We start from the raw sequence: 21,704 nt of genomic DNA, 5'->3' as shown, positions 1-21,704 counted from the left end.
GTACGCCGGAAGGATCGCACCGCCCGGAATACCGAACACGGTGTCGCACCCCACCTCTTCGAGAGAACGGATGAGGGACTGCGCACCCGTGACGTGCTCAACTGCGGCGGACGGCTGTCCGCCGGAACGGGGCCGCGGCTGCGGATGGTGGGCCCCGGTGGCCTGCTCGGTCATCGGCATTCTCTTCTCGAAGCTGAGGGTTTTACGCGGATTCGAAGGTGTGCCAGTGCAACAAAAAACCCCTCGTGCCGGTGGGCAAGCGAGGGGAGCGCGTCGGGTTCGTGGAGCGGGGACATGCAGGTCCCAGCTTCAGCCGACGCGCTTTCCAAGTACGAGAATTCGGGTGCGCATGGCATTGACCCTCCCTCCGGCGGGAGGGGGATGTCAAGTGGGTGGGACGGGCGTCTCATTATGTGAGCCTCTACGCATGGCCATCGAGCCACTGGACGAGCCACCGGCCAAGGCGGGCTGGGCCGCCCCGCCCGGTACTGGGAACGTACCGCGCACGAGCGCCCGCCGCAGCCTGTACTCGTCGAGCGGGCCGGAAAAAGCCAGTCCCTGGCCGTGGGTACACCCCATTGCACGCAGTGCGGTGACCTGCTCGGGCAGGTCGGCCCCGTCCGCCACGGACTGCATGCCCAGGTCGTTTGCGATCCGCAAGAGGCCTGCGGTGATCTTGTGGAGGCGGGCGGACTCCACCACCCCTTCGACCAGGCTGCGGTCGAGCTTCAGGATGTCCACCGGAAGGCGGCGCAGGGCGCTGATGGCCGCGTAGCCGCTTCCAAAGCCGTCCAGGGCGATCAGCACCCCGAGCCGGCGCAGGGCCGCGAGGCGCCGCTCCAGCTCCTCGAAGGGCACCCTGGGATCGCTGTCCGCCAGCTCGATCATCAGGGCTCCGGCAGGCAGGCCGTGCCGGTTGAGCAGGGCTTCCACGGAGCCGAGGGGCATGGACCGGTCCAGCAGCCGCCGGGCGCTCATCCGGACGGCCACGGGTACGTCGTGCCCGAGCCGGTGCCGCTCGGCCGCCTGCCCCACGGCCTCCTCCAGCAGCCAGCGCCCCAGCTCCGCCGTGCGGGAGGAGGTCCCGGGGGCGGGGGCGTCCGGGCGCGGCGGCGCCCCCTCGCTGAACTCGGCCACCCGGAGGAATTCCGCCGGGGTGAACAGGATCCCCTGTCCGGAACGCCAGCGGGCCTGCGCGGCGACGGCCGTCACGGCGCCGGTGGCGAGCGAGACCACGGGCTGGTGCAGCAGGGCGAACTCGCCCTCGTGGAGTGCGCTGCGCAGCCGCCCCGCCAGCTCGGCCTTCCGTACGACCTCGGCCTGCATCTGCGGCGCGTACAGCTCGACGCGGTCCTTGCCGCCCGCCTTGGCCCGGTACATCGCGAGATCCGCGTTGCGCATCAGGTCCGAAGGGGTGATGCCCGGGTCGGCGAAGGCCACCCCGATGCTCGCGGCCACCCGGACCTCGTGGCCCGATACCCGGTAGGGCTGGGCCAGCGTGGTGCGCAGCCGGTCGGCGATCTCGTGGACCTGGTACTCACGGGCGCTGCGGTCCCGGCTGCCGTCGCCGAGGATCAGGGCGGCGAACTCGTCGCCGCCGAGGCGGGCGGCCGTGTCGCCGGCCCGCACCGAGTCCTGGAGCCGGCGCCCGGCCTCGACCAGCAGTTCGTCGCCGGCCTGGTGGCCGATGGTGTCGTTGACCGCCTTGAACCCGTCGAGGTCGATGAACAGCACGGCGGTGCTGTGGTCCCCGGCCCGGCGCCCGCTCAGCGCCTGGCGGACCCGGCGGGTGAACAGGGCCCGGTTGGGCAGGTCGGTCAGCGGATCGTGCTCGGCGCTGTGCTGGAGCTGCGCCTGCAGGCGGACCCGCTCGGTGACGTCGCGGCTGTTGAGGATGAGGCCGCCCTGGTGGCGGTTGACGGTGGACTCCACGTTGAGCCATTCGCCGCTGCCGGACTTGAAGCGGCATTCGATGCGGGTGGTCGGCTCCTCGGCGGGCGGGGCGGCGAGGAAGCGGCGCACCTCGTGGACCACCCGGCCCAGGTCGTGGGGGTGGATCAGGGTGGCCAGCTCGGTTCCCACCAGCTCCTCGGCCTCCCGGCCGTAGACCCCGGCGGCGGCGGGGCTGACGTAGCGCAGGGTGCCGGTGGGTGCGGCGATCATGATCACGTCGCTGGAGCCCTGGACCAGGGAGCGGAAGTGGTTCTCCTTCTGGGCCAGTTCCTGGGTGAGGGCGATGTTGTCGAGGAGCATGATGCCCTGGCGGATCACGAGGGCCATCACGACCGTGCAGCCCGTGAAGACCACCACCCGGTCGACCTTCCGGCCGTCCACCACGTTGTAGAGGATGCCCAGGGTGCAGACCGCGGCCGCGAGGTACGGGGTGAGGGCGGGCAGCGAGCCCGTGATGGGCCGGCTGACCGGTCGGTCGAGCGGCGGGCGGGCCGGGGCGCCGGGATCCGGCTGCATCCGGCGGGCCCCCCACGGGGCGTACGCGAGCAGCAGCGAGCCGGCGAACCAGCCGGCGTCGAGCAGTTGCCCCGACTGGTAGCCCGCGCTGAGCAGCGGCGAGGTGAACAGCGCGTCGCTGAGCACGGTGAGGGCGAGGGCCGCGATCGCGGTGTTGACGGCCGAGCGGTTGCTCTCGGAGCGCCGGAAGTGCAGGACGAGCACCATCGAGACGAGCGCGATGTCCAGCAGCGGATAGGCGAGGGAGAGGGCGGCGCGCGGGACGCTGCCGGGGGCGCCGGACTGGGCGGTCCGGGCCGTGTGGGCGAGGGCCAGACTCCAGGAGAGGGTGAGCAGGGAGCCGCCGATGAGCCAGGAGTCGAGCCCGAGGCAGACCCACCCGGCCCTGGTGACCGGGCGTTTGGCGAGGACGAGCAGGCCCACGATGGCCGGCGGGGCGAAGCACAGGAAGGCGAAGTCGGCGAGCGAGGGCTTCGGCACGGCTTCGCCGAGGATCACCTCGTACCAGCCCCAGACGGCGTTGCCGCAGGCTCCCATCAGGGAGGAGAAGGCGAAGAGCAGCCAGGCGGGCCGCTCTCGGCTGTCGATCGCCCGCGCGTAGCCGTAGCAGGAGACGGCGGCGAGCAGGGCTGCGGCGCTGAGCCCGAAGTCGCCCATGATCTCGGCGACTTCCTCGGAGCCCCAGCCGAGCGCGGCGCCGACCGCGTATCCCCCGCTGATCACGGCGAGCAGCAGCTGCATCGCCAGGCTCCTGCCTCCGCCCGGGACGGGCGGCCGGGCCAGCAGCGCCGCCCCCGGCGCACTCACCGGTCCCCCTCGCTGGCTGGTGGCGCACCCCATCGTCGCCTCCGGCGGCTGTGCCGCATCGGATCCTTCGTCCATTGGCCGTGCATCGCCCGTCGCCCCCCAAAATGTCCGATCACTCCCCAGCGCCAGACGTTCGTGGCGCAGCCCCTTGTTCCGGACGATACACCACTTTCGTCACTCAGGGACATAGATGCTCTACGCTCCGTTACCACGCGGGGAGTTGTGACCACTGGGTGCTCCCGGACGGATGCGGAGCGTGTGCGGGTGCGGCCTAGTTGGTGACCAGGACGGTGTTCTCCACGGGTTCCCCCGCGGCGAACCGGGAGAGCTGGCGCGCCACCAGGCGCTTCGCCCGCGGCTCGAAGGCCGAGCTGGCTCCGCCCACATGGGGGGTGATCAGGACCTGCGGGGCGTGCCAGAGCGGATGTCCGGCGGGCAGCGGCTCCGGGTCGGTGACGTCGAGCGCCGCGCGCAGCCGGCCCGACTCCAGTTCCGCCAGCAGGGCCGGGGTGTCGACGACGGGCCCGCGGGCCACGTTGACGAGCAGGGCCCCGTCCTTCATCCGGCCGAGGAAGTCGGCGCCGGCCAGGCCGCGCGTCGCCTCGGTGAGCGGGGTGGAGAGGATGACCACGTCGGCCTGCGCCAGCAGTCGCGGCAGGTCGGCGAGGGAGTGGACCGGTCCGCGCGCGGTGGTGCGCGCGGAGCGCGCCACCCGCGTGATCCGTGCGCACTCGAAGGGCGCGAGCCGGTCCTCGATGGCGGCACCGATGGATCCGTACCCGACGATCAGCACGGACTTGTCGGCCAGGGCGTCGTAGAAGCCGAACCGCCACTCCTCGCGGTCCTGGCCGCGCACGATGCCGGGGATGCCGCGCAGCGAGGCGAGGGTCAGGGTGAGCGCCAGTTCCGCGGTGCTGGCCTCGTGCACGCCGCGGGCGTTGCACAGCCGGATGCCCGGCCGCAGGCCGCCGAGGCCACCCGATCCGCCGACGAGGGCGTCGATGCCCGCGGTCAGCGTCTGGATCACCCGCAGGTCCGGCATCCCCGCCAGGGGCCGCAGGGTGACCTCGGGGGACTTCATGTAGGGGGTGACGTAGAAGACGCAGGCGGCCGGATCGGCCGGAAAGGTCTCCTCGCCGTCCCAGTGGCGGTAGCGGAAGGAGTCGGGGAGGCCCTCGATCTCCTCGGCGGGGAACGGGAGCCACACGTCCGCGGTCTTTGCAGTCATGATCACGAGGCTATGCCAAGGGATCCTGATCAAGCCGTTAGTTTGGTGCCGAGCGGGAGGGGACGCACGGGTGGAGCGCAGGGCGATCGGGGCGGGGGCGCTGACGGTGGGCGCCGTCGGACTCGGGTGCATGCCGATGAGCTGGGCCTACGCCCCCTCGCGACGCCGCGGCGAGGACTCGTTGGCCACCGTGCACACGGCCCTGGACCTGGGGGCGAACCTGCTGGACACGGCCGACATGTACGGGCCGTTCACCAACGAGCTGCTGCTCGGGCGGGTGCTGCGCGAGCGCCGTTCGGAGGCGTTCGTGTCGGCCAAGGTGGGGCTGCGGGCCGGGGAGCAGCACGTCGTCGCCGACGGGCGGCCCGGATACCTGCGGCGGGCCTGCGACGCCTCGCTGCGGCGGCTGCGGACGGACGTCATCGACCTCTACCAGCTGCACCGGGTGGACCCGGAGGTTCCGGTCGAGGAGTCCTGGGGGGCGATGGCGGAGCTGGTCAGTGCCGGGAAGGTGCGGGCGCTCGGGTTCTGCGCGCTGGGCGCGGGGGCCGGACCGGGGGCGGGGCGGCGCGGGGACCGGGGCTATGCAGTGACGTTGCGGCACCTGGAGCGGGTGCAGCAGGTCTTCCCGGTGAGCGCGGTGCAGGCGGAGCTGTCCGTGTGGTCGCCGGAGGCGGTGCGCACGCTGCTGCCGTGGTGTGCGGCGCGGGGGGTGGGGTTCCTGGCGGCGATGCCGCTGGGCAGCGGGTTCCTGACGGGGACGCTCAGGCCGGGCGAGGGCTTCGAGTGGGAGGACGTACGGGCGCGGCATCCGCGGTTCACGGCGGAGTCGATGGCGGCGAACCAGGTGCTGGTGGCGGGGCTGCGCCGGGTGGCCCGCCGGCACGGGGCCGGGGTGACGACGGCGCAGGTGGCGCTGGCGTGGGTGCTGGCGCAGGGGCCGCAGGTGGTACCGGTGCCGGGGGCCGACCGGGCGCGGTGGGCGGCGGAGAACGCGGGGGCGGCGCAGGTGCGGCTCACGGCCGGCGACCTGGCGGAGATCGCGGCGCTGCCGTCCGCGGTGGGAGCCTGGGACTGACGGAACAACCACTCGATCGGGTGTACGAGTGGTGGAACTTCGGGAAGTGCCGCGGCTGTTGAGACGGGTGAAGGGCAGGATCGCGGGACCGGAGGGGAGCAGGACGATGCGGTACGGACGGGCACGGGGACACGAGCGGTACGAGGGACCGGAGGCGTACGAGGAGCCGGAGGGGTGCACGGCGCAGGGGCGTTCCGCGACACCTGGGGGGTACGGAGCCGTGGGCGCCCGGACCCGGGGGGCGCTGGCGGTGGCCGCGCTGGCCGGATGCGGGGCGCTGCTGGCGGCCGGATGCTCCCCGGCGGGCACCGCCGGCACCGGGCCGGGCTCGTCCCCGCCCCGGGCGGCGCCCACGCCCTCTGCGAGCGGCCCGTCCGGTTCGGCGGAGGCCTCCGCACCGCCGGCCAAGGGCTCGGTGACGGTGACGGGCGAGATCGCCAAGGACCTGGAGTCCCCGTGGGGCGTGGCCCCGCTGCCCGACGGGGATCTGCTGGTGGCCTCGCGGGACCGGGGGACGATCAGCCGGGTCGCGGTGGCCACGGGCAAGGTGGTGCCGATCGGCAAGGTGCCGGGGGTGGCCCCGGGCGGCGAGGGAGGGCTGCTGGGGCTGGCCCTGTCCCCTTCGTTCGCCTCGGACCGGATGGTCTATGCGTACTTCACGACGGAGTCCGACAACCGCATCGCCCGGATGCGGTATGACGAGCACAGGGAGCCCGGCCAGCAACTGGGCGCGCCCGACACGGTGTTGCGCGGCATCCCCAAGGGACTCGTCCACAACGGCGGCCGGATCGCCTTCGGCCCGGACAAGATGCTCTATGCGGGGACGGGCGAGACCGGTGAGCAGGCCCTCGCCCAGGACAAGAAGTCGCTGGGCGGCAAGATCCTGCGGATGACCCCCGACGGCCGGCCCGTGCACGGCAATCCGGAGGCCGACTCGGTCGTCTATTCGTACGGGCACCGCAATGTGCAGGGTCTCGCCTGGGACAAGGACAAGCGGCTGTGGGCGTCCGAGTTCGGCCAGCACACCTGGGACGAGCTGAACCTGATCGAGCCGGGTGGGAACTACGGCTGGCCGGAGGCGGAGGGCAAGGCCGGCAAGCCGGGCCTGCGCGATCCGGTCGCGGTGTGGAAGACCGATGAGGCGTCGCCGAGCGGTATCGCCTGGGCGCAGGGCTCGGTGTGGATGGCCGGGCTGAAGGGGGCGCGGCTGTGGCGGATCCCGCTGGCGGGGGCGGCCTTGGCGGCGGAGCCGGAGGCCTTCCTGGAGGGGAAGTACGGCCGGCTGCGGACGGTGATATCGCTCGGCGGGGACAGGCTGCTGCTGGTCACGAGCGAGACGGACGGGCGCGGTTCGCCGGAGCCCGGCGACGACAGGATCCTGACGCTGACGGTGCAGTAACCGGCATGCCCCGGCGGCGCGGCGAGAGGTGCGGTGGACGCGGTGTTCAACATGATCGAGGAGCTGTTCAACCCGGGACGCAAGCACACGCGCGAGGAGAAGAAGCGGCTGGAGCTGTCCCGGACCGACGTGCATGACGGGGATCCGGGACGGGGCCCGATAGACCTGGATTCCGGCAAGGTGCTCATACGCCCCGCGGAGCCGCCGGACCGGAGGTAGCCGGGACGGCTGCCGGGCCGAACAGGCGCAGCCGGTGGGCGAGGGCGGCCGCCTCGCCGCGGCCGGCGACGCCCAGCTTGGCCAGGATGTTCGAGACGTGGACGCTGGCCGTCTTCGGGGAGATGAAGAGCTCCTGCGCGATCTGGCGGTTGCTGTTTCCGGCGGCGACCAGGCGCAGCACCTCCCGTTCTCGGCTGGTCAGGCCCAGGGACTCCGCCGGGTCGGTGTCGGGTGCGGGCAGGGCCGGAGGTGTGCCGGCCTCGGTGAGCGGGAGCCGGGCCCTCCGGGAGAGCAGGGCCAGGTCCTCGCGGAGCCGGCGGGCGCCGAGCCGGTCGGCGGTGGCGTGGGCCTCGCGGAGCAGGAGGGCCGCGGCCTCCCGTGCGCCGCCCGAGGCGAGGAGCGCCTCGGCGAGCCGGTGGCGGGCGCGCGCCAGCAGGTAGGGGCGCTCCAGGGGGCGCACGGCCTGCTCGACGGCGGTCCAGTCGGCGACGGTGTCCCGGGCCTCGGCGCGGAGCAGTTCGGCCCGGAGGAATTCGGCGTGGGCGGCCCACACCGGCACCGGGGTGGCCAGGGCCCGGGCGGCGCCGCGCAGCACGTCCAGGGCGGCCTGGCGGCCTTCGTCGGCGGCGGGGAGGCCGAGGGCGTCCGCCTCCGCCGAGGCGGCGGCGAGCAGCAGCGGCCAGGCGTAGCGGTGGTGGCCGAGCGGGAAGCCGTAGGCGACGGCCTCGGCGGTCTCCGCGCGGACGTCGGATATCCGGCCCTCCCCCGCGGCCAGGCCCACGGCGAGGCGGTAGAGCGGCAGGCGGTGCTGGGGCTGGGTGTCGTGGGTGCCGAAGTGGGCGTGGGCGGCGGCGAGCTGGGCTGCGGCCTCGGCGTGTTCGCCGCGCGCCAGGGCCAGGTAGGACAGGCGGGCGGCGGCTGAGCCGCGCGGGGCGGCGCTCTGGCCGACCCGCAGGGTGCGCCGGGCCGCCTCGGCGGCCTCGTCCCAGCGGCCGAGGCTGTAGAGGCTCTCCGCCATGTTTCCGCAGATCCACGCCTCGGTGTCCAACAGCCGGGACGTACTGACCAGTTCGGCTCCGCGCCGGGCCAGTTCCACCGCTTCCTGGGAGCGGCCCATGCTTTCCAACTGAGAGGTGAGGTTGATATGTGCACGTCCTGCGAGCATCAGGAGCCCGAGTTGGGTGGCGCGTTCGCGCACCGCGTGCAGCTCGGCGAGGCCGCCCTCGGGGTCGCCGGCGTCGGTGAGCAGGGAGCCGACCGTGATCCGGGCGTTGAGCTCGATCTCCTCGGCGCCGAGCATCCGAGCGTAGGCGGCGGCGCGTTCGGCGGCGTCGAGGTTGCCGGGGCCGGGGTTGTGCAGCATCCCCCAGCCCGCGGCCCGGACCAGGACTTCTGCGTGCACCTGGGACGGGGGCAGCCCCCGGACCAGCTCCTGGGCCTTGGCGAGTTCCTCCCAGCCGTCGCCCCGGCCCAGGGCGGCGACCAGCCGGGATCGCTCGGTCCAGAACCAGGCGGACCGCAGCGGGTCCGCGTCCGCCTCCAGCAGCCGCAGCGCCGTCTTGGTGATCTTCAGGGCGCGTTCGCGTTCACCGCCGAACCGGGCGGCGACCGCGGCCTCGGCGAGCAGGTCGAGCCGCTGGAGCGGGGTGGTGGCGGGGTCGCAGCCGCAGGGCGGGTAGACCTCGGTGTAGTCCACCGGGCGCAGGGCTTCGCGGACCTCCTCGGGGGCGCTCTCCCACAGGTCCAGCGCCCGCTCCAGCAGCCGCAGCTGTTCGGAGTAGGCGTGCCGGCGGCGGGCGGCGACCGAGGCGGCCAGCACAGCGGGCAGGGCCTTGGCGGCGTCGCCCGCGTAGTACCAGTAGCTGGCGAGCCGGATGACCCGCTCCTCGGCCCGGATCAGCGAGTCGTCGGCCTCCAGGGCCTGTGCGTAGCGGCGGTTGACCCGGGCCCGTTCGCCGGGCAGCAGGTCGTCGCTCACGGCCTCACGGACCAGCGAGTGGCGGAAGCGGTAGCCGTCCCCGTCGGGCGTGGCGAGGAGGATGTTGGCGCCGACGGCGGCCCGCAGGGCCTCGATCAGCTCGTCCTCGGTGAGCCCGGCCACGGCCCGCAGGAGCGGGTACTCCACCGTGGAGCCGCCCTCGGCGACGAGCCGCACCACGCCCTGGGCGGCCTCCGGCAGGACCTCGACGCGGACGAGCAGGAGGTCGCGCAGGGACTCGGTGAGCCCGGCGCGGCAGCCGCTCTCCCGGCAGGCGACGAGTTCCTCCACGAAGAAGGCGTTGCCGTCGGAGCGCTCGAAGACGGAGTCCACGAAGGCTTCGTCGGGCTGGGAGGCGAGGATCCCGGCGAGCTGGCGGCGTACCTCCGCCCGGTTGAAGCGCGGCAGTTCGATGCGCTGGACGGTGCGGAGCCGGTCCATCTCGGCGAGCAGCGGGCGCAGCGGGTGACGGCGGTGGACGTCGTCCGCGCGGTAGGTGGCGACCACGACGAGCCGGCCGCTGGTGAGCGTGCGGAAGAGGTAGGACAGCAGGTGGCGGGTGGAGGTGTCCGCCCAGTGCAGGTCCTCCAGGACGAGGACGACGGTGCGGTCGACGGCGAGCCGCTCCAGCATCCGGGCCGTCAGTTCGAAGAGCCTGGCGGTGCTTTCCTCGTCGTGCGGGCCGCGCGGGGTGTCGCCGAGTTCCGGCAGGATCCGGGCGAGTTCGCCCTCCTGGCCTGCCGCCGCGGCGGCCAGCTCCTCGGGGAGCCGGCGGTGCAGGGCGCGCAGCGCCGTCGAGAACGGGGCGAAGGGAAGCCCCTCCGCCCCGATCTCCACACAGCCTCCTACGGCCACGACCGCGCCGCGGCGGGCCGCCTCGCAGAGGAACTCCTCGGTGAGGCGGGTCTTGCCGACGCCGGCCTCTCCCCCGATGAGCATCGCCTGCGGCTCCTGGCCGGCGGCGCGCGCCAATGCGTCGACGAGTACGGCCAGTTCGTCGGCTCGGCCGACGAACACCGGGCTGACAGATCTGGTCTCCACGTCGCCGAGCATCGCACAGGAGTCCTGGCCGGCGGCACTCGTTTCGGGTGCGCTTCTCATCACGGGCCGGTCCACGCCACGGGGCGGCGGTGCCGGTCACGCGGCCCGGGTGAAGCGGCCCCGGGCTCCTCTCACCGGCCTCTCGGGTTCCTGGCCGCGCGAAGACCGGCGGTGCGCCCTGGCCGCCTCCTGGACCTGGCGGTAGACGTCGGCCTCGCGGATGAGGTCGGCGCGGCGGGCCATGGCGATCTCGTACTCGAACATCCCGTACTCCCTGGTTGCTTGTTCTCGGGCACCTCGTTCGGTGTGATCCGAGACTCGCGTCCCAGGGGGTCCCGGGGCATCGGGCGCATGCCGCATCTGTACGAGCCGGGGGGCCTTAGGCGAGGCCGCTCGGATCCCCGGTACCCGCCGGGGAGTCCTAAGCAGGGTCCTGGGCAGCAGGGTCCTAAGCGGCCTTGGGGAGGGGGACGAGGATGTCGAAGTACATGAGGCCGAACAGCAGGATTCCGAGGGCTCCGAGCGCGACGGCGGCCCAGGAGACGGCCCGCACCCAGGTCGGGTGGACGCGGCCGGGGACGGAGAAGGCGGGACGGGCCAGGACGAAGACGGCGAGGAGCAGGGCGAGCGTGGACAGGACACCGTTGACGAGGGCGGTCATGTGCCAGGCGTCGCCGTACAGGGCCTGGATCTTGGCCTCGGTGGTCGCGGCGTTCACCGACTCGATCTGGCCGATCAGCGTCTGGCGTTCGGCGATGACGCGGGAGACCCAGCTGCCGCTGAGGGCGACGAGCCCGAGCCCGGCGGCGACAACGGCCGACGCCGCGGAGCCGACCCCGGTGGGCTGCTCCTGCGGGTCGTCCTGCTCGCCGGGGAGCTCGTCGCCGCCGAGGTCCTCGTCGTGCTCCTCGTCCGCGTCCGCGGCGGGCGCGGGGGCGGCGGTGTCCTCGGGGGCGTCCTGCAGGGCCGGGCGTGCTTCGGCGGCGCCGGCAGTGCCCTTTCCGGCGGTGTCCGTGTCGGGAGCGGTCGGGTCGGCGGTCTTGGTGGTGTCCATGCGGGGCACCGTAGGCGGCTTGTCTGAGAGGTTTCTGAGAGGCCGCCGCGCCGGCCCGGCGCGGCCGGCCGCGGGTCCGCCGGCCCTGCGGCGCCCGGTGTCAGACGGCCGGGGGCCATTCGTGGGCCAGGACCGCCCAGATCTCGGTGTCCTGGCGGACTCCCCGGTAGGGATAGGCCTGGCGCAGGACGCCCTCGCGGGTCATGCCGAGGCGCTCGGCGACGGCGAGGCTCTTCTTGTTGGCGGAGGAGGCGTGCCATTCGACGCGGTGCATCCCGCGGTCGTGGAAGGCCCAGTCGATCAGGACGCGGCAGGCCTTGGTGACCAGGCCCCGGCCGGCGGCGGTCGGCTCCAGCCAGCAGCCGACCTCGCAGTTGCCCGTCCCGGTGTCGAAGGTCCGGAAGAGGACGCCGCCGACGAGGGTGCCGTCGACGCGGATGCCGTAGATGCGGCCGCCGTCGGCCGCCGTCTTCTGCGCGTAGGCCGACAGGAAGCTCTGCGCCGTGTCGAGGTCGGTGACGAAGTCCGCGAGGACGATGTGCTCGCCTATGTACTCCCGGCCGCGGTCCATGTGCGTCAGGAACTCCTCGGCGTGCCAGATCTCCAGCGGAAACAGCTGGGCGTCTTCGGCGAGGTCTATCGAGAACATGCGGCTTCTTCCTTGGGTCTCATACGGCGGGTGGCCGCCGGGTCACCGGGATGTCGCGGCAGGCTCGGCAACGTCCTTGCTCGTGGCGGGGTGCGTACCGGGCTGCTGCGCGGGAAGTGTCGCACGCGGACCGGGTTCCGCGGGCTCGATGCTGATCTTCGGGAGCCTCCGGTCGAGCCAGCCGGGCAGCCACCAGTTCGCGCCGCCGAGCAGGTGCATCAGGGCCGGCACGAGGAGGGTGCGCAGGACGAAGGCGTCGAGGGCCACGGCCGCGGCGAGCGCGATGCCGAACATGGCGATGATCCGGTCGCCGCTGAGGACGAAGGCCAGGAACACGGAGATCATGATGACCGCGGCCGAGTTGATGACCCGGCTGGTCTCGGCGAGGCCGACGCGGACGGCCCGCCGGTTGTCACCGGTCTCCAGCCACTCCTCGTACATGCGGCTGACGAGGAAGACCTGGTAGTCCATGGACAGGCCGAAGAGCACCGAAACCATGATCACAGGGAGGAAGGGCTCGATCGGACCGGCGCTGCCGAGGCCCAGCCGTTCGCTGCCCCAGCCCCACTGGAAGATCGCGACGACCACGCCGAACGAGGAGGCGACGGCGGCGACGTTCATGGCCGCCGCCTTGAGCGGTATCCCGAGGGACCGGAAGGCCAGCAGCAGGAGCAGGCAGCCCAGGGTGATGACCACCCCGACGAACAGCGGCAGTTTGCCGACGATGACATCGGCGAAGTCGTCGTAGCCGGCGGTCACGCCGCCGACGTGGACGGCCATGGTGTTGCCGTGCCCGGCGCGCGGGATGACCGTGTGCCGCAGCCTTTCGACGAGCTCGCTGGTGGCCCGGGACTGCGGGGCGGAGTCCGGTACCACGCTCAGCACGGCCGTGTCGCCGCTGCGGTTGAAGACGGCCGGGCCGGTGGAGGCCACGCCCTCGGTGGTGCGCAGCGCCTCGGCCAGCTGCGTGACGGCCAGCCGGTCGCCCGCGCCGTCGAGGCGAGCGACGACGGTGAGCGGGCCGTTCGCGCCCGGGCCGAAGCCTTCGGCGAGCAGGTCGTAGGCCTGCCGGGTGGTGGAGCCCGCCGGGTTGTTGCCCTGGTCCGAGGTGCCCAGGTGCAGCGAGAGGGTGGGCAGCGCGAGGACGACCATGGCCGCGGCGGCGACGAGGCCGAGCGGTTTGGGGTGGCGCTCCACGAAGGCGGACCAGCGGGCGGCGAAGCCGGTGGGCGTCTCGGGCTGGGGGCCCTCGGCGGCCAGGGTGCGCCGCTCACGGCGCGAGAGCGCACGCATGCCGATGTACGACAGGAGGGCGGGCAGCAGGGTGACCGAGGCGGCGACCGTCAGGACCACGGTCAGACAGGCGGCGATCGCCACCCCGTTGAGGAAGTTCAGCCGCAGTACCAGCATGCCGAGCAGGGCGATGCAGACGGTGGCCCCGGCGAAGACGACGGCCCGGCCGGTGGTGGCGACGGCGCGCTCGGCCGCCTGCTCGACGGGGAGGCCGCCTTTGAGGCCCTTGCGGTGCCGGGTCACGAGGAACAGGGCGTAGTCGATGCCGACCCCGAGGCCGATGAGGGTGCCGAGCATCGGGGCGAAGTCGGCGACGGCCATGGCGTGCCCGAGGAGGGTGATGCCGAAATAGGCGGTGCCCACGCTGACCAGGGCGGTGGCGATGGGCAGCAGGCTGGCGGCGAGCGAGCCGAAGGCGAGGAGCAGGACCACGGCGGCGACGCCCACGCCGATGACCTCCGCGAGGTGGGCGCCGGACGCCTCGGTGAGCCCGATGGCCGGGCCGCCGAGTTCGACCTGCAGTCCGTCCGCCTCGGTTGTGGGGTTCTTCGCGGCGGCGACGACGGCCTTGGCCTGGGCCTTGGGTACGGAGTCGGCCGGTTGGCCGAAGGTGACCAGGGCGTAGGCGGTCCTGCCGTCGCGGCTGATCCGTGCGGCGCTCTCCGGGCCGGATCCGTACGGGCCGGCGACCGAGCCGACGCCGGGGAGTGCGGCGATGGCGTCGAGGGCCCGCGTCATGCGCTGTTCGACACCGGGGCTTCGGGCCGACTGGTGCGCGGGGGTCCGCCACACGACGGTGTCGGTGTCCCCGTCCTGGCCGTGGAAGCCCTCGCGGAGCAGGGCGTGCGCCCGGCCGGACTCGGTGCCGGGGACCTCGTAGTGGTTGGAGAAGGCCGCTCCGGCGGTCCCTGCGGCGACGGCGCTCCCGCCGAGCGCGAGCAGCCAGAGCAGGACGGCCACCAGTCGGTGCCGCATGCACCACCGTGCGATTGCTGCCAACGGACGTGCTCCCTGGTGGTTCGGATCTTTACCGGGAGACAGCCCGACGAAAGAACACTAGAACTCGTGAAGGCCCGGCCGGGGGCCCGGGGATCGCCCGGGTACGGCCGGAGGTGGTGGTCTACGCCCCCACGATCCCAGCGTTTCGTGATCGTTGGTCCCCTTCGTGTGCATCGTCACAGGAAGGGGGGATGCGGGGGCTTGCGGGTCAGTCCTCGGCGCGGTAGCCGGGGACCGAGGGCCAGCGGACGGTGAGGACCACCGAGTCCTCCTCCGCGTACCAGGAGTGGTCGACTCCGCGGCCCCAGACGACGTAGTCCCCCTGCTCGGCGAGGACGACCGTACGGCCGGGGAACTCCAGCCGGAAACGTCCGCTGATCAGGACCTGGAGTGCGGTGCGCTCCTCCCCGGTCACCCACTGGGCCCGCTCCTCGCCCTGCGGGTGGACGCCCCACTTGATCTCCACGTCCTTGCTGTGGCGCGGATCGGCGGGGTCCTTGAAGTGGCCGAGGAGCCAGCCGCGGTCGGTGGCGGCGTCGGGCGCGGCCTTGCCGGTGTAGAGGGAGTCGTCGTTCACGGGCCGAGGTTAGTGCAGCCACCGGCCCGTCCGGCCCCCGGTGGGCCGGGCCCTGAGGGGGAGGTGAGGGAGACGCACACCTCGCGGGGCGGGGCCGTACCCCGCCCCGTACGCGGTGGGCGCGAAAGGGGCCGGCCCGGCATCCGGTGCCGCCCCGCCGGGTGATGCAGGGGACCAGCCGCGCACACATACTGAACGCAGGGACGGCCGACCCTGCGGCGCCGCAGTGCCCGGTGCCCGCGTCGCGCCAGGCGTGGCCACCGGCCTCCTGGGCCGACCGCGGCCGTCATCCCCACGACCAATGCGCGCATGGGTGTGGAGACGACCAACGGAGACGGGTTCGGGATCGGCTGGTACGCGCCGGAGTCCGGCTCCGACAGCCCCGCGATCGTCCGCGACGTCGGTCCCGCTTGGAACAACCGCAACCTGCGGGAGATCGCCCAGCACGTCACCGCACCCCTGTTGTTCGCACACATACGGGCGTCGACGGGCACGGCGGTGCAGCAGACGAACTGCCATCCCTTCCGGCACGGCCGCTGGATGTGGATGCACAACGGCTCCATCGCCGGCTTCCACCATCTGCGCCGGGAACTGTGCATGGCCGTGGACCCGGGGCTGTTCCTGGACATCGAGGGGACGACGGACTCCGAGGTGATGTTCTTCCTCGTCCTCACCTTGGGCCTGGAGGAGGACCCCCCGGCGGCCGTGGCCCGGATGGTGGGCCTGGTGGAGCGGACGGGCCGTGCGCACGGCATCGCCGCTCCCGTGCAGATGACCGTCGCCGTCACGAACGGCTCGGCGGTGTGGGCGTTCCGCTACGCCAGCGAGGGAGCCGCGCGCTCGCTCTTCTACAGCACGAGGGTGGAGTCGCTGCGGGCGCTGCACCCCGACGCCTCGTTCCTGTCCGAGCTGTCCGACGACACCCGGCTCGTCGTGTCCGAGCCCCTGGGCGACCTCCCCGGTGCCTGGAACGAGGTTCCCGAGCGCAGCTACAGGGTGGTGCACGCCGGCCACGACGAACTCCACCCCTTCGCACCGTTGCCGGCCTGACCACCGGCAAGGACGTTCCGGGATGCCGGGCGCCTGCCGGGCCGTCGTCGGCACATCCCCCGGGCTCGTCTGCGAAAGCCGCGACGGCTCCGCCCCGCCGCAAATGCGGTTGCGCGGCGCGTCCGGCGGCTGGTCAGCTGGGGGCGATGACCATGGATCACGAGGAACTGCAGGCGGTGCGGGCCCGGTACGACCGGGAGATGCGCCGCGGGGCACGGCCGGACTCGGCCCGGGCCCGGGTGGAGCGCGCGGGAGCCGTCGTACGGCAGACCGCACCGGGCGACGGGTGGAACGGCGTGCTCTGGTCGGACCTCGACGAGGGGACGGCGGACGCGGCGATCGCGGCGCAGGTGGCGTACTTCGCGGAGCGCGGGGTGTCCGCCTTCGAGTGGAAGCTGTACGGCCACGACCGGCCGGCCGACCTCGGGGAGCGGCTGCGCACGGCGGGGTTCACCCCGGAGCCGGCCGAAACCCTGCTGGTGGGGCGGGCGGACGAGCTGGCCTCCCTGCCGGTGGAGCCGCCGGAGGGCATCACCCTGCGGCCGGTGACCGACGAGGCGGGCGTGGACCTGATGATGCAGGTGCACGCCGGGGCCTTCGGGACGGACCGGCCGGGGATCCGGCAGCTGCTGCTGAGCCTGCTGGAGGACGAGCCGGAGACCGTCGCGGCGGTGCTGGCGATGGCCGGGGACACCCCGGTCAGCGCGGCCCGGATGGAGATGCGCCCGGGGTCCTCCTTCGCGGGACTGTGGGGCGGCGGCACCCTCCCGCAGTGGCGGGGCCGGGGCATCTACCGGCTCCTGGTGGCCCACCGGGCCCGGATCGCCGCCGAGCGCGGCATCCCCTACCTCCAGGTGGACGCCTCCGAGGACAGCCGCCCGATCCTGGAACGGCTGGGCTTCGGGGTCCTGGGCATGACGGTGCCGTGGGTGTGGACGGCCCCCGCCGGCTGACGCCCGGGCCGGACTCCGGCGGAGGAAAACGGCTTCCCCCGGCCCCGCCCGGCGGGGCAAGATCACCCCATGGACCGCATCGGACCGCCCCTGACCGGAAACGAGCGCGACACCCTGCGCGCTTTCCTCGACTACCACCGGGCCACCCTCGCCTGGAAGTGCGAGGGCCTCGGCGACGAGGACCTGCGGCGCACGTCCATGCCGCCCTCCACCCTCTCCCTGCTGGGGCTGGTGCGGCACATGGCCGAGGTCGAGCGCAACTGGTTCCGCCGCATCCTGAACGGCGACCTCCCCCACCTCTGGTCCGACGACCACGACTTCCAGGCCGCCTACGACGCCGCCGGCTCCACCCGCGAGGAGGCGTTCACCGCCTGGGAGGCCGAGGTCGCGCACGCCCGCCGGATCGAGGCCGCCGCCGAGTCGCTCGACGTGACGGCGTACGTGCCGAGCTGGCAGGCGGAGGCCTCGCTGCGCCTGGTCATGCTGCACCTGATCCACGAGTACGCGCGGCACAACGGCCACGCCGACTTCCTCCGCGAGGGCATCGACGGCACCACGGGAGCCTGAGCGCCCTGCCCGACGACCGGGAGCAGAGAGTGAGCCCTGGGAACACCGCATCCGCCGCGGGGGCGGATGCCTTCGAGCTCTACCGGGACGCGTGGGGGATCCCCCACCTGCGCGCAGCCGATCCGCTCCGGCTCGCCTACGCACAGGGCCGCGCCACCGCCCTCGACCGCGCCTGGCAGCTGGAGGTCGAGCGGCACCGCGCCCGGGGAACCAGCGCCGCCTTCCTCGGCCCGGGCTGCGTCCCCTGGGACCGCTTCGCCCGCCAGAGCCGCCTCGACGACACGGCCCGGCGCTGCCACGAGGCCCTCGACCCGGACACCGCGGCCTGGGTCGGGGCCTACGTCCACGGGGTCAACGACGGCATGGCCCGCGGCTGCGCCCGCGACGAGCGCTTCGCGCGCACCGGCCACACCCCCGCCCCCTGGGAGCCGTGGGTCCCGCTCGGCATCTGGATCGCCACCCACATCCTCTTCGCCGGCTTCGCCACCAAGCTGTGGCGCGAGCGCGTGGCCCGCGCCCTCGGCGACGAGGCCGTCACCCTCTTCGCCACCGACGGCCCCGGCACCATCGGCAGCAACGGCTGGCTGGTACCCGGCGAGCGGACCGCCACCGGTGCGGCGATCATCGGGGGCGACCCGCACCGGTTCATCGAGGACCCGGGCGTCTACCAGCAGATACGGCTCGCCTGTCCCGAGTACGACGTCCTCGGCCTCGCGGTCCCCGGCGTGCCCGGCATGGGTCACTTCGGCCACACCGGCACCGCCGCCTGGGCCATCACCAACGCCATGGCGGACTACCAGGACCTGTACGTGGAGCGGTTGCGCCCGGCCGGCGCGGGCGGCTTCGAGGCCCTCGGTCCCGACGGCACCTGGGAGCCCGTCCACCGCCACACCGAGACCATCACCGTCGCCGGGGCCGACCCCGTCGAGGTGGAGGTCCTGGAAACCGCCCGCGGCCCGGTGATCACCCGGGAGCACCCCCTGCACCACCCGCAGCCCCACGACACCGCGGCCGCCGCGGCGGACCCGACGCACGCCACCGGGGAACGGGCCCTCTCCCTGCGCTACCCGCCCCGCGTCCGCGCGGACCTCGGCCTCGCCGCCCTGCGCGCCCTCCTGCACGCCCGCAGCGTCGCCGACATCGACCGCGCCCTCGACGGCTGGGCCGAGCCCGTCAACGTCGTCCACGCCGCCGACTCCGAGGGCGGCCTGCTGCACCGCGTCGCGGGCGCCGTCCCGCTGCGCCACCGCACGAACCGCCTGCGCCCGGTGCCCGCCTGGGATCCGCGGCACGCCTGGCAGGGCTGGGCCGAGACCCCCGCCGAGCCGGTGCAGGGCTTCGCCGTCATGGCCAACGCCCGCGGCATCGCCTCCCCGCTCGGTGTGGAGTTCGCGCCCCCGCACCGCGCCAACCGCATCCGTGCGCTGCTCTCCCGCTCGGACGACTGGTCCCCGAAGGCCATGGCCGACGTACACCGGGACACGTACCTGGGCTCGGCCGCCGCGCTGCTGGACCTGCTGCCCGGGCTCGACGGCCTCTCCCCCGCCGCGGCCGCGCTGCGCGCCCGGCTGCTCGCCTGGGACCGGCACATGGCGCCCGGGAGCACCGACGCCACCGTCTTCTCGGCCGTCCGGGCCGGGACCGTACGCCGCCTCGCCGCCGACCCCGTCTTCGCGGACCTGGCGGGCGCGCCCACCGGCCCCGAGGTCTTCCACCCCTGGCTGTACCTGCTCCCCCGCGTCGGCTACGCCTTGGAGGGGCTGCTGACCACCCCGCTCCTGCCGGGCCTCGACCGGGCCGCCCACGTACGGGCCGCCCTGGAGGAAACGGCCGCGGCGGGTTCCCCCGACACCCCGTGGTCGCAGGTGCACCGCCTCGCGCCCTGGGCGGCGCTCCCGGACCCGCAGGCCCAGTGGCCCGGCCTCGGCGGGGACCACGACTGCGTGAACGCCACCTCCACCGTCCCCGGACTGACCGACCTCACCGCCCGCGCGCCGGCAGCCCGTTACGTGTGGGACCTCGCCCGCCGCGAAGACAGCCTCTGGGTGGTCCCGCTCGGCGCGGACGGCGTCACGGGCTCGGCCCACCACCGCGACCAGCTCCCGCTCTGGGCCCGCTGCGAACTCGTCCCCGTCGTCACCGACTGGGCCCGCCTCACCAGGGAACCGGCATGAGCCCCGCCCCCGCCTCCGGGCCGTCTTCAGCCGCCGCATCGCGGGCTTCGGGCACCGTCACCCTCAAGGCGGGGTGAGCCGGGAGCCGGGCCCGGCAGGACGAGCTGCCGTCGGCGCCTTCCTCCGAAGAGCGCTCGTCCGCGGCAAACTGACCATTCCGATTGACCGTGTGATTCCGGCCACGCCAGACTGATGAACACTCAAAGCATCGGCGCTGGGGGGAAATTGACCAGCCAGAATCTGCACATCGGGCCGGATGCGGCAGCAGACCGGTACCGGCTGCTCCGGTCGATCGGGCGCGGCGGGGAGGCCGTGCTCTATCTCGCGGAGATCGAGCTCGCGGGCGGCAGTGAACCGGTGGTCGTCAAGGTGCTGGACTCCAAGACGACCATCACGCCCGACGAGTTCGACCGGATCAGCCGCAAGTGGAACGAGCAGGCCGAGCTCCTGCGCTTCGTCCACCGCCCGGGCGTGGTCGGCGTGCGGGAGCACTTCGAGGGGCCGCCCATCCACCGGCCCGGCGAGTCCGGGACGCTGACCGGGCGGGCCCTGGTCCTCGTGATGAACCACGTCGACGGGCTCGACCTGCGCGACTGGCGGGCCGAGCGCAGCCTCGCCACCGCCGCCGAGCGGCGCGAGGTGATGCGCACGCTGGAGCAGCTGGCCGACGTCCTGGACTGGCTGCACTCGGGGAAGGCGACCCCGTCCGGGCGCCAGGTCATCCACGGCGACCTGTCACCGGGCAACGTGATGGTCGACGCCCACGGGCAGGCCACCCTCGTGGACTTCGGGCTCAGCAAGCTGACCGCCGACCACCAGACGGCCGAGGTGTGGTTCACGCCGGGGTACGCGGCCCCCGAGGTCTTCGACGGCAAGCGGACCCCGGCCGCGGACCGGTACGCCTTCGGGGCCATCGCGTACTTCCTGCTGAGCGGGGAGTCCCCGCCCAGCTCGCCCGAGCAGCTGGCCCGGGCGATGGCCGCACTGCCGCAGATCGCCGTACTGGACGCCGAGCAGCGGGACCGGATCACGGCCGTCTACGCGGGTGACCCGACGCAGCGGCCCGTGAGCCTGGCCGCCTGGATGAAGGACGTACGGCACGCGGTGGTGTCCACCACCGCCTCCACCTCGCAGCGGGCGGTGCAGGACGCGGCTCCGGTCGCGGCTGCGGCTGCGGCTGCCGTCCCGGCGAGGCCGGGGGTGCCTCCCCAGCCCGCGGGCCCGCCGCCGGGCGGTGCTTCGGCCCCGCCCGTCCCGGACCCGGACCCGCAGCCGCAGCCGCAGCACGTGCCCGCCGGGTACGGGCCGACGTACCCGTTGCAGGCGTCCCCGCCCCCGCAGCCCGCCCGGCCGAAGAAGCGGCGGACCGGGCTGGTCCTGGGTTCGGTGGCCGCCGTACTGGTCGTCGCGGCACTCACGGTGCTCGGCGTACGGCTGCTGGACCGGGACAAGGGCGCCGATCAGGCCTCGGGCAGCAAGGGCGCGGGCTCCGCCTCCGACGCGGCCGCGACGGAGGCCGGCTCCCCGACGCCCGGTCCCTCGGAGAGTGAGAGCGAGAGCCAGGAGGCCGCGACGCCCGACCCGACCGCGAGCGGTACCCGGCCGGGCGGCGTCGCACCGGACATCAAGGCCGCCGACCTGACCCAGTTGACGCCCATCGCGGGGCTGGGCAACTTCACCGTCGGGGCCGCGAAGATCAACACCAAGCAGTACGGGGCGGCCTTCATCGCGCAGCCCGACTGCAATGACGAGGCGATCACGGAGTTCGACCTCAACCGCGAGTGGAAGCACCTGGAGTTCACGGCCGGGATCGACGACGGCTCCACGCACGAGAAGGGACGGGTCAGCATCTCGCTCGACGGGAAGCCCGCGGCCTTCTCCGAACTCGTCGAGCTCGGCAAGCCGGCCACGCAGTCGGTGGACGTCACGGGCGCCCTGCGGCTGCGCGTCAAGGTGGACATGGGCTGTGACAACGGCACCGTCGTCATCGCCGCCCCGCAGCTGACCCGCTGAGCCGGGCCCGGCCAGAGCCGGGCCCGGGCAGAGCAGGCCGGGCCGGACGCACGGCGGCCCCGCACCGCCACGGGGGGGGGGGGGCGCCGGCGGGGCTGCCGGGCGGGGGGGGGGGCTGGATGCGGGGCGCCCCCCCCCCGCTCCTCGAGGTGTCGT

At 73.8% G+C, this 21,704-nt stretch carries 15 protein-coding genes and 1 pseudogene; 8 read left to right on the top strand and 8 right to left on the bottom strand.

Features of this window, described 5'->3' with window-relative positions; translation table 11 throughout:
* Positions 1 to 384: 384 nt before the first annotated feature.
* Positions 385 to 3,210, bottom strand: a complete 2,826-nt coding sequence (locus ABZ128_RS33805) for an EAL domain-containing protein (protein ID WP_356853516.1) — start codon at positions 3,208 to 3,210, stop codon at positions 385 to 387.
* Between the two features lie 337 nt (positions 3,211 to 3,547).
* The gene (locus ABZ128_RS33800) at positions 3,548 to 4,504 is read right to left on the bottom strand and encodes a 2-hydroxyacid dehydrogenase (protein ID WP_356853512.1); all 957 of its coding nucleotides are present in this window, start codon (positions 4,502 to 4,504) and stop codon (positions 3,548 to 3,550) included.
* Positions 4,505 to 4,574: 70 nt separating this feature from the next.
* Between ABZ128_RS33800 and ABZ128_RS33795 the strand changes: the two genes are divergently transcribed.
* The 3 genes from ABZ128_RS33795 to ABZ128_RS33785 all read left to right on the top strand — a co-directional run bounded on the left by ABZ128_RS33795 (position 4,575) and on the right by ABZ128_RS33785 (position 7,200).
* Positions 4,575 to 5,582 carry an aldo/keto reductase gene (locus ABZ128_RS33795; RefSeq protein WP_356853511.1) on the top strand — a complete coding sequence of 336 codons (1,008 nt, stop codon included), beginning with the start codon at positions 4,575 to 4,577 and terminating at the stop codon, positions 5,580 to 5,582.
* A 106-nt stretch (positions 5,583 to 5,688) separates the two neighbouring features.
* Positions 5,689 to 6,981 (top strand): PQQ-dependent sugar dehydrogenase, encoded by a 1,293-nt coding sequence (locus ABZ128_RS33790; RefSeq protein ID WP_356853509.1) that lies wholly within the window; start codon positions 5,689 to 5,691, stop codon positions 6,979 to 6,981.
* A gap of 33 nt (positions 6,982 to 7,014) precedes the next feature.
* Positions 7,015 to 7,200: a DUF6191 domain-containing protein gene (locus ABZ128_RS33785; RefSeq protein ID WP_356853508.1), complete on the top strand. Its 186-nt coding sequence runs from the start codon at positions 7,015 to 7,017 to the stop codon at positions 7,198 to 7,200.
* On the opposite strand, the gene ABZ128_RS33780 is transcribed toward ABZ128_RS33785, so the two are convergent.
* The 6 genes from ABZ128_RS33780 to ABZ128_RS33755 form a co-directional block, all read right to left on the bottom strand.
* Positions 7,166 to 10,279, bottom strand: coding sequence for an AAA family ATPase (locus ABZ128_RS33780; protein ID WP_356853506.1), 3,114 nt, complete (start codon positions 10,277 to 10,279; stop codon positions 7,166 to 7,168). The two genes, ABZ128_RS33785 and ABZ128_RS33780, sit on opposite strands and share 35 nt — an antisense overlap.
* A gap of 36 nt (positions 10,280 to 10,315) precedes the next feature.
* Positions 10,316 to 10,483, bottom strand: coding sequence for a hypothetical protein (locus ABZ128_RS33775; protein ID WP_356853504.1), 168 nt, complete (start codon positions 10,481 to 10,483; stop codon positions 10,316 to 10,318).
* A 184-nt stretch (positions 10,484 to 10,667) separates the two neighbouring features.
* Positions 10,668 to 11,273: a hypothetical protein gene (locus tag ABZ128_RS33770; protein ID WP_356853502.1), complete on the bottom strand. Its 606-nt coding sequence runs from the start codon at positions 11,271 to 11,273 to the stop codon at positions 10,668 to 10,670.
* A gap of 100 nt (positions 11,274 to 11,373) precedes the next feature.
* Entirely contained in the window at positions 11,374 to 11,922 is a 549-nt protein-coding gene (locus ABZ128_RS33765; RefSeq protein ID WP_356853501.1) for a GNAT family protein, read from the bottom strand.
* A 42-nt stretch (positions 11,923 to 11,964) separates the two neighbouring features.
* The gene (locus ABZ128_RS33760) at positions 11,965 to 14,214 is read right to left on the bottom strand and encodes an MMPL family transporter (RefSeq protein WP_356853499.1); all 2,250 of its coding nucleotides are present in this window, start codon (positions 14,212 to 14,214) and stop codon (positions 11,965 to 11,967) included.
* A 208-nt stretch (positions 14,215 to 14,422) separates the two neighbouring features.
* Positions 14,423 to 14,791 (bottom strand): signal peptidase I, encoded by a 369-nt coding sequence (locus tag ABZ128_RS33755; protein ID WP_356853498.1) that lies wholly within the window; start codon positions 14,789 to 14,791, stop codon positions 14,423 to 14,425.
* Positions 14,792 to 15,085: 294 nt separating this feature from the next.
* Between ABZ128_RS33755 and ABZ128_RS33750 the strand changes: the two are divergent.
* The 5 genes and pseudogenes from ABZ128_RS33750 to ABZ128_RS33730 all read left to right on the top strand — a co-directional run.
* Positions 15,086 to 15,841, top strand: a pseudogene (locus ABZ128_RS33750) (class II glutamine amidotransferase); the annotation flags it as partial.
* Between the two features lie 152 nt (positions 15,842 to 15,993).
* Positions 15,994 to 16,794 (top strand): GNAT family N-acetyltransferase, encoded by an 801-nt coding sequence (locus tag ABZ128_RS33745; RefSeq protein ID WP_356853514.1) that lies wholly within the window; start codon positions 15,994 to 15,996, stop codon positions 16,792 to 16,794.
* 69 nt (positions 16,795 to 16,863) lie between these two features.
* Positions 16,864 to 17,361, top strand: a complete 498-nt coding sequence (locus ABZ128_RS33740; RefSeq protein ID WP_356853496.1) for a DinB family protein — start codon at positions 16,864 to 16,866, stop codon at positions 17,359 to 17,361.
* A gap of 29 nt (positions 17,362 to 17,390) precedes the next feature.
* The gene (locus tag ABZ128_RS33735) at positions 17,391 to 19,535 is read left to right on the top strand and encodes a penicillin acylase family protein (protein ID WP_356853495.1); all 2,145 of its coding nucleotides are present in this window, start codon (positions 17,391 to 17,393) and stop codon (positions 19,533 to 19,535) included.
* A 225-nt stretch (positions 19,536 to 19,760) separates the two neighbouring features.
* On the top strand, positions 19,761 to 21,548 hold the full coding sequence (locus tag ABZ128_RS33730) for a protein kinase (RefSeq protein WP_356853494.1): 1,788 nt from the start codon (positions 19,761 to 19,763) through the stop codon (positions 21,546 to 21,548).
* Positions 21,549 to 21,704: the final 156 nt, after the last annotated feature.

The sequence above is a fragment of the Streptomyces sp. NPDC006326 genome, from assembly GCF_040612915.1.
Classification (GTDB): Bacteria; Actinomycetota; Actinomycetes; order Streptomycetales; family Streptomycetaceae; genus Streptomyces.
Note: the sequence above shows the minus strand (reverse complement) of the source record. Positions and strands in the feature narration are given on the sequence as shown.